The organism is Xanthomonas hortorum, from assembly GCF_040279205.1.
In the GTDB taxonomy this organism is placed as follows: Bacteria; Pseudomonadota; Gammaproteobacteria; order Xanthomonadales; family Xanthomonadaceae; genus Xanthomonas; species Xanthomonas hortorum_F.
Map to the genome: position 1 here is coordinate 1 of NZ_JBEOLS010000100.1, position 7,453 is coordinate 7,453.

Annotated in this window: 10 protein-coding genes; all 10 read left to right on the top strand. The window is 66.4% G+C overall.

Translation table 11 applies throughout. The annotated features are described in order from the left end of the window. A partial coding sequence (locus ABS769_RS21845; RefSeq protein ID WP_350498282.1) for a phage tail protein I occupies positions 1-459 on the top strand: 459 nt, incomplete at its 5' end. A 9-nt stretch (positions 460-468) separates the two neighbouring features. Continuing rightward, entirely contained in the window at positions 469-1,974 is a 1,506-nt protein-coding gene (locus ABS769_RS21850) for a phage tail protein (protein WP_350498283.1), read from the top strand. Between the two features lie 9 nt (positions 1,975-1,983). After that, positions 1,984-2,562, top strand: coding sequence for a phage tail protein (locus ABS769_RS21855; protein WP_317063388.1), 579 nt, complete (start codon positions 1,984-1,986; stop codon positions 2,560-2,562). Positions 2,563-2,622: 60 nt separating this feature from the next. Continuing rightward, entirely contained in the window at positions 2,623-3,168 is a 546-nt protein-coding gene (locus tag ABS769_RS21860) for a phage baseplate assembly protein V (RefSeq protein ID WP_317063390.1), read from the top strand. After that, on the top strand, positions 3,165-3,524 hold the full coding sequence (locus ABS769_RS21865; protein WP_350498284.1) for a GPW/gp25 family protein: 360 nt from the start codon (positions 3,165-3,167) through the stop codon (positions 3,522-3,524). The genes ABS769_RS21860 and ABS769_RS21865 overlap by 4 nt, the downstream gene beginning before the upstream one ends. Positions 3,525-3,535: 11 nt before the next feature. Next, a complete protein-coding gene (locus ABS769_RS21870) occupies positions 3,536-4,702 on the top strand; it encodes a phage tail sheath protein (RefSeq protein WP_317063453.1) in 1,167 nt (388 codons plus the stop codon). A gap of 30 nt (positions 4,703-4,732) precedes the next feature. Next, positions 4,733-5,242, top strand: coding sequence for a phage major tail tube protein (locus tag ABS769_RS21875; protein WP_350498285.1), 510 nt, complete (start codon positions 4,733-4,735; stop codon positions 5,240-5,242). Between the two features lie 48 nt (positions 5,243-5,290). Then, positions 5,291-5,593, top strand: a complete 303-nt coding sequence (locus tag ABS769_RS21880) for a phage tail assembly protein (RefSeq protein WP_350498286.1) — start codon at positions 5,291-5,293, stop codon at positions 5,591-5,593. Between the two features lie 8 nt (positions 5,594-5,601). After that, a complete protein-coding gene (locus ABS769_RS21885) occupies positions 5,602-5,715 on the top strand; it encodes a GpE family phage tail protein (protein WP_017120157.1) in 114 nt (37 codons plus the stop codon). A gap of 29 nt (positions 5,716-5,744) precedes the next feature. Further along, positions 5,745-7,453 (top strand): phage tail tape measure protein (locus ABS769_RS21890; RefSeq protein WP_350498287.1); only part of this gene is annotated, 1,709 nt, incomplete at its 3' end.

The window sequence follows — 7,453 nt, forward strand, 5'->3', positions numbered from 1 at the left end:
CCGTACCCCGATCTGTGGAACCCGGACACGTGCCCGGCCGGCCATCTGCCATGGCTGGCGTGGACGCTCTCGGTCGACGACTGGAAGGCCGACTGGAGCGATGCGGTCAAGCGCTCGCGCCTGCGCAGTGCCATGGCGATCCAGCGCCGCAAGGGCACCGCCAACAGCGTGCGGATGGTGGTCGAGTCGTTCGGCGGCGCGGTGGCCATCCGCGAGTGGTGGCAGCAGGAGCCGCGCGGCCAGCCGCATACCTTCGAGCTTGCGCTGACGCTGACCGGTGCCGATGGGCAGAGCGCCAGCGCCCGTTTCGTCGAGGAAGTCATCGCCGAGGTCGAGCGCACCAAGCCCGTGCGCTCGCACTTCACCTTCACCCAAGGATTCCAGGCCGAGGCCCGACTCAACGTCGTGGCACGCGGCAGAACCACCTTGTTCCTGCGTCTGCAGGGCGAGGCGAGCTAGAGAGCACACATGCCCGGACTCAAACTCAAGATCACCACCGCCGGCCGCCAGGCCCTGGTCAACGCCAAGCAGACCGGCACGCAGGCAGTGACCATCGCCGCTGTCGGATTGAACAGTGCCGCGTTCGTGGCCGATGCCGCGCTCCCGGCGCTGCCGTCCGAGATCAAGCGCCTGACCACCATCGGTGGTTCGGTCACGGCCAAGGACACGATCCACGTGTCGGTGCGCGACGAATCCAACGACGTCTACAGCTGCTACGGGTTCGGCCTGTACCTGGCCGATGGCACGCTGTTCGCTGCCTACGGCCAACCCGCGTTGCTGGTGGAGAAGTCCGGTGCTGCCTCGGTGCTGCTGGCGATCGACGTGGTGTTGGCCGATGTGGACACCGCGCAGATCACCTTCGGCGATACCAACTTCACCGATCCAGCAGCAACGGTGGATGTGCCTGGCGTGGTGCGCTTGTCCACTGATGCGCAAGCAATCGAAGGGCTCGACAAAGAGCGGGCGCTTTCGCCCGCGAACCTGATCGCCGTGTTGAATGCCCGCCTGGGCGATGCTGCACCCACCGAGTTCATCAAAGGGCTATTGGCCCGACCGACTGCGGCAGCGGCGCGCAACATGCTTGGCCTTCGCTCTGCGGCGACGTTTCATGTCGGCCCTGGTAATGGCTTGGATGCAGACTTTCTGGATGGTCAGGAGGGCGCGTGGTACCGCGATTTCCGCAACATGCTCAACGTGCCCAGCTCGTTCTTGCTGCCAGGTCAGATCGTCGTCATGGCCTCGCTGTATCCACCGAGCGGCCTGCTGGTCTGCGATGGCGCTGCCATCTCGCGCGCCAAGTATGCGGCGCTGTTCGCCGCCATCGGCACGGTCTACGGCGCGGGCGATGGCAGCACCACCTTCAATCTGCCGTTGATGCGTGAGGGCACCACGGTGACCCACACCAACTCCGCACAATTTGTTGGTATTCACAGCAATGGGCAGCTGCTGAGTCATACGCATGGCGCCAGTGCTGCAGCGGTGGGCGATCACGCGCATTACATCGCGCTCTACGGCGCCGGCAACCATTCGCACGGCGCCAGTGCCAGTGCCTCCGGCGACCATGCCCACGGCGCGTGGACGGACACGCAGGGCTGGCATGGACACAGCGGCAGCACCAGCGCCTCTGGCGACCACACCCATCCGGGCGTGATTCCGTCCAATCCCGTCAACGGCTATGGCGTCTATCGCGAGCGGGATAACGACGCATCCCCCTCAGACGGTTCGACGGGTGCCGGCGGCAACCACGCCCACACGTTCGGTACCGATGGCGCAGGCAACCATGCCCACAACATTGGCATGAATGGTGCCGGCAATCACAGCCATAGCATCGGTATCGGCGAGGGCGGCAGTCACGCCCATGACGTGGATCACCGTGGCGCGGGCGCACACGCACACACCATCACCGTCAACGCGGCCGGCGGAGCAGACAACCTGCCAGCCGGCCTGCGCATGACCTACTGCATTGCCTACTGAGGACCGACCGTGACCAACACGCTCCCGCACACCAGCACCGCGTACGCCTTTGATTCCACCACCGGTGAATACACCGGCCCGGTGACGGTCTACTTGTCCGAGCTCGAAGGGCGCTACCCACTGCCGCCCAACACGGTTGCCACTGCGCCAGCGCCGCCTGCGGGGCTGTATCAACGGCACCGCCTATCGTCAGCCACTGCGAGCTGGGAGGTTGTGCCGGACTATCGCGGCGTGATGCTCTACAGCACCGACACCGCTCTGCCGATCGCCAACACGCTCGCCTTGGGCGATGCCCTGCCGCAGGGCTGCACCACGTCGCAGCCGATCACCTTCTTGCCCAGCGACTACCGCCGTAACGTGTGGGACGCTGTGCGCGCGAGCTGGCGCGCAGATCCGGATTACAGTGCCGCGCTGGTGTGGGAAAAAGCCACCGGCGCGATCGCACCGCGCCTTGCTGCAGGCGTCGCGTTGCCGGGGCAGTTCACCACTGTGGCACCACCGATGACGGTGGACGGCACACTGGTCTGGGACGAAGATGCACAGGCCTGGTCGGTGCTGCCCAAGGCGCCCGATGACGTTGCTGTGTAGCCCTGCGCTTTACGCAGCGATCGCAGTGCGCCACAGCGCGCAGCCACTGACCATGGCTACATGGGCAACGCATCCTCCGCACTGAGTAACGCCATTCGCCTCGGCACTGTCGCCGAGGTGAATCTGGTCAACGCACGATGCCGCGTGCAGGTCGGCGAGATGCTGACCGACTATCTGCCCTGGGTCGTCACCCTGGCCGGCAGCACCATCGTCTGGTCCGCGCCGGCTGTTGGCGAACAAGTCGTGGTGCTATCGCCGGCTGGCGACCTGGCCGATGGCTTGGTGCTGCGCGGCCTCTACTCGGATCAATTCGCAGCGCCTGCCGCGTCCGACACGCTGCACGTGCTGCGCTTTGTCGACGGCGCGCAGATCCACTACGACACCGATGCGCATGCGCTGCAGGCGACCCTGCCCAGCGGCGGCACCGCGACCATTACGGCCGATGGCGGCATCACGCTCAACGGCCCGCTGACCGTCAACGGCGATGTGCACGTGGTCGGCACCGCAACCGCAACCACCGATGTGCTCGGCGGCGGGATCAGCCTCAAGAACCACAAGACCACCGGCGTGACCGCCGGCAGCGCGCTCAGCGGTGGTCCGCAGTGATTGGCGTCGATGCGGTGACCGGTCGCGTGATCGAGGGCGAGCAGCACCTGGCCCAATCCATCGCCTGCATCCTCACCACGCCCATCGGCACGCGTGAGCAGCGCCGCGACTTTGGCTCGCTGCTACCCGAACTGATCGACCAGCCGTTCAACGGCGCCACCCGCACGCTGCTCTATGGCGCTACCGCTACCGCGCTGATGCGCTGGGAGCCGCGTTTGCGGTTGACCCGCGTCGGCCTGGTCGTCGGTGATGCGCCTGGCAATTTCGTGCTGACGCTCGAGGGCGAACGCACCGACGTTGCGCCCGCCAATGCGCGCTCGCGCCTGACCATCCCGCTCCGCTTCCGCTCGTCCTGATCGAGGAATCTATGTCCACCACCTACCACCACGGCGTGCGCGTCATCGAAGTCAGCGCCGGCACGCGCACCATCCGCACCGTCTCCACTGCCGTCGTCGGCCTGGTCGCCACTGCCGCCGATGCGGATGAAAAAATCTTTCCGCTCAACAAGCCGGTGCTGATCACCGATGTACTCGGCGCGATCGCCAGCGCCGGCACCCAGGGCACCTTGCGTGCCACGCTGCAGGGCATCGCCGACCAAACCAACCCGGTGACCATCGTCGTGCGTGTGGCCGAAGACGAAGACGCGGCCAAGACCACCGCCAACGTCATCGGCAAGACCGAGTCCAGCAGCTATACCGGTCTGTATGCGTTGCTCGCCGCGCAGGCGCAGCTGGGTGTGCGCCCGCGCATCCTGGGCGCGCCAGGCCTGGACACGCTGCCGGTCGCCAAGGCACTGGCGACGATCGCCAAGAAGCTGCGCGCCATGGCGTATGTGCGCCCCGTCGCCGAGACAGTCGCCGAGGCTGTCATCTACCGTGGGGAGTTCAGCGATCGCGAATTGATGCTGATCTGGCCCGACTTCCTGGCCTTCGACACCGCCACCAGCACCACGACCGCCGCGTATGCCACTGCGCGTGCGCTTGGCCTGCGCGCCAAGATCGACACCGAGCAGGGCTGGCACAAGAGCCTGTCCAACGTGCCCGTGGCGGGCGTTACCGGCATTTCCAAGGATGTGCATTGGGATCTGCAGGATCCGGGCACCGATGCGGGCGTGCTCAACGAGGGCGACATCACCACGCTGGTGACCTTCAACGGGCAACGCTTCTGGGGGTCGCGCACGTGCGCCGAGGACGCGATGTTCGCCTTCGAGACGGCCACGCGCACCGCACAGATCCTGGCCGACACCATCGCCGAGGGCGTGGCGTTCTACGTCGACAAGCCGATGCATCCCTCGCTGGTCAAAGACCTGTTGGAAACGATCAACGCCAAGTTCCGCGACCTCAAGTCGTCCGGTTATCTGATCGATGCCAACGCCTGGTACGACGGCACGGTCAACAGCGCCACCACGCTGGCCGATGGCGCGCTGCGCATCGACTACGACTACACGCCGGTGCCGCCGCTGGAGAACCTGCAGCTGTACCAGAAGATCACCACCAGCTACCTGGCCGACTTCGCCGACCGCGTCAACGCGTAACGCACCCGCCATCGATTCCCGGAGAACCCCATGGCTTTGCCCAAGAAACTCAAAGCGCTCAACCTGTTCAACGACGGTGAGAGCTATCTCGGCCAGGTGGTCGAGGTGAAGTTGCCCACGCTGACGCGCAAGATGGAGGAATACCGTGGCGGCGGCATGAACGGACCGGTCGATATCGACTTCGGCCAGGAAAAGATCGAGCTCGAATGGAAGTGCGGCGGCCTGATGCGCGGTGTGCTGAATCAGTACGGCGCCACCCGCCACAACGCCGTGCAGCTGCGCTTCGCAGGCGCCTATCAACGCGACGACAGCGGCGATGTGGATGCCGTGGAAGTGGTCGTGCGCGGCCGCCACAGCGAGATCGATCCAGGCACCGGCAAGTCCGGCGATGACACCGAGTTTTCCGTCAAGACCTCGGCCAGCTATTACAAGCTGGTCATCAACGGCGCCACCGTGATCGAGATCGACCTGGTCAACATGACCGAGATCGTCAACGGCGTGGATCTGCTCGCCGCCCAACGCCTCGCCATCGGCGCCTGACCCTTCCGGCCCGGCGCCGCCGGGCTTCTTCTGCCCTGAGACCTTCCGATGACCCCGACCTTTTCCCCAGCCATTCCCCTGGACCAACCGATCGTGCGCGGCGAGCAGACCATCACCGAACTCAGGGTGCGCAAGCCCGGCGCCGGCGAGTTGCGCGGCCTCAAACTCGCCGAGCTGCTGCAGATGGATGTCACCGCGTTGGCGATCCTGTTGCCGCGTATCTCTTCGCCCACGCTGACCACTGCCGATGTCAACGCGATGGATCCGGCCGACCTGCTGGCGGTCGGCCAGGAGGCCGTGGTTTTTTTCTTGCCGAAGGCGCTGAGGGAAGCGGACCTCCCAACTGCGTAGAGGATGCGATGGCCGATATCGCGGCCGTCTTCCATTGGCCGCCGTCTGAAATGGACGGCTGGTCGCTGCACGAACTCACGGCGTGGCGCGAGCGTGCCCGCCTGCGAAGCGGAGCCGAATGATGCGCTACCCCACGAACGAGGCCGCCTAAATGGCGGCCTCCGACAATCTGCGCCTGCAGGTCATCCTGGCCGCTGTCGATCGCGCCACCGGTCCGTTCCGGCGCGTGCTCAATGGCAGCCGTGGCGTTGCCTCCGCACTGCGCAATCAGCGCGACGCGTTGCGTCAACTCAACAGCCAGCACCGTGACATCGGCGCCTATCGCGAACAGGTGGCGCTGGCACAGCGCGCCAAGGCCGCGCTCGATGCGCAGCGGCAATCAGTGCGCACGCTCGCCCAACAGATCAAGGCCACCGGCACGCCCACCGCTGCGATGAATGCCGAGTTCGAGCGCGCCGTGCGCACTGCACGCGAGCTCAAGACCGCACACGGCGCGCAGGAGGCCGGCCTGCAGCGCCTGCGTGGTCGCCTGGAAACGGCCGGGATCAGTACGCGCGAGCTGGTCACCCACGAACGCCGCTTGCGCAGCGAGATCGAAAGCACCAACACCGCCATGCGCGCCCAGCAGCAGCGGCTGGCGGCGATCGACGCTGCGCAGCGTCGTAGCGCCCGCATCCAGAACGCCGGCCTGCAGGCCAGTGCCTACGGCGCCGGCATGGCGTTCGCGGGCCAGCGTGCACTGGGCGCCTCTGCGCTACCCATCCGCGATGCGATGGAATTTGAATCCGCCATGGCCGACGTGCGCAAGGTCGTGGACTTCAAGACGCCGCAGCAGTTTTTGCAGATGGGCCGCGATGTCGAGAACCTCTCGATGCGGTTGCCGATGCTGCCGGCCGAGATTGCCAAGATCGTGGCGGCCGCCGGCCAGGCCGCCATCCCGCGCCAGGAACTGGTCCGCTTTGCCGAGGACGCGGCCAAGATGGGCGTGGCCTTCGACAGCAGTGCAGAGGACGCCGGCCAGACCATGGCGACTTGGCGCACGGCCTTCCGCATGGGCCAGGACGAAGTCGTCGTGCTGGCCGACAAGATCAACTATCTCGGCAACACCGGCCCGGCCAGCGTCAACAAGATCAGCGCGGTGGTGAACCGAATTGGTGCCCTGGGCGAGGTGGCCGGTCTGCAGAGCGGCCCGCTGGCGGCACTGGGCGCCACCGTCGCCGGCATGGGCATCGAGTCGGAAGTCTCGGCCACCGGCATCAAGAACATGCTGCTCACCCTGGCCTCGGGCGAGTCTGCCACCAAGAGCCAGCGCGAGGCCTTCGACAAGCTGGGCATCAAGGCCACCGCCATGGCCGAGGTCATGCAGAAGGATGCCGGCGGCGCCATCATGTCGGTGCTGCAGAAGCTGCGCGCACTGCCCAAGGCCGAACAGGCCGCGACCATGACGCAGCTGTTCGGCCGCGAGTCGATCGGTGCGATCGCACCGCTGCTCACCAATCTGGAACTGCTGCAGGGCAACTTCGCCAAGGTGGCCGATGCGCAGCGCTACGGCGGCTCGATGTCGGCCGAGTACGCCGCGCGGGTGGCCACCTCGGCCAACGCGCTGCAGCTGCTCAAGAACACCGCCGTGGTGGTGTCGCAATCGATCGGCCAGACCCTGCTGCCGCAGTTCAAGGAACTGACCGAGCGCACGGCTGCCGTGGTCGGCCAGGTCACGACGTGGATCCGCGCCAATCCGGTGCTGGTGGGTGCGATCGCCAAGACGGCGATCGCCGGCGCCGCGCTGGTCACGATCCTGGGCGGGCTGCTGGTGGCCGGTGGTGTCGCCGCGATGGCGTTCTCGCAGATCCACGGCGCCGT

Bases quoted from the DNA above. Each gene is read 5' to 3' on its own strand.
- ABS769_RS21850 (WP_350498283.1), top strand. From the start codon at position 469: ATGCCCGGACTCAAACTCAAGATCACCACCGCCGGCCGCCAGGCCCTG.
- ABS769_RS21860 (WP_317063390.1), top strand. From the start codon at position 2,623: ATGGGCAACGCATCCTCCGCACTGAGTAACGCCATTCGCCTCGGCACT.
- ABS769_RS21870 (WP_317063453.1), top strand. From the start codon at position 3,536: ATGTCCACCACCTACCACCACGGCGTGCGCGTCATCGAAGTCAGCGCC.
- ABS769_RS21875 (WP_350498285.1), top strand. From the start codon at position 4,733: ATGGCTTTGCCCAAGAAACTCAAAGCGCTCAACCTGTTCAACGACGGT.
- ABS769_RS21880 (WP_350498286.1), top strand. From the start codon at position 5,291: ATGACCCCGACCTTTTCCCCAGCCATTCCCCTGGACCAACCGATCGTG.
- ABS769_RS21885 (WP_017120157.1), top strand. From the start codon at position 5,602: ATGGCCGATATCGCGGCCGTCTTCCATTGGCCGCCGTCTGAAATGGAC.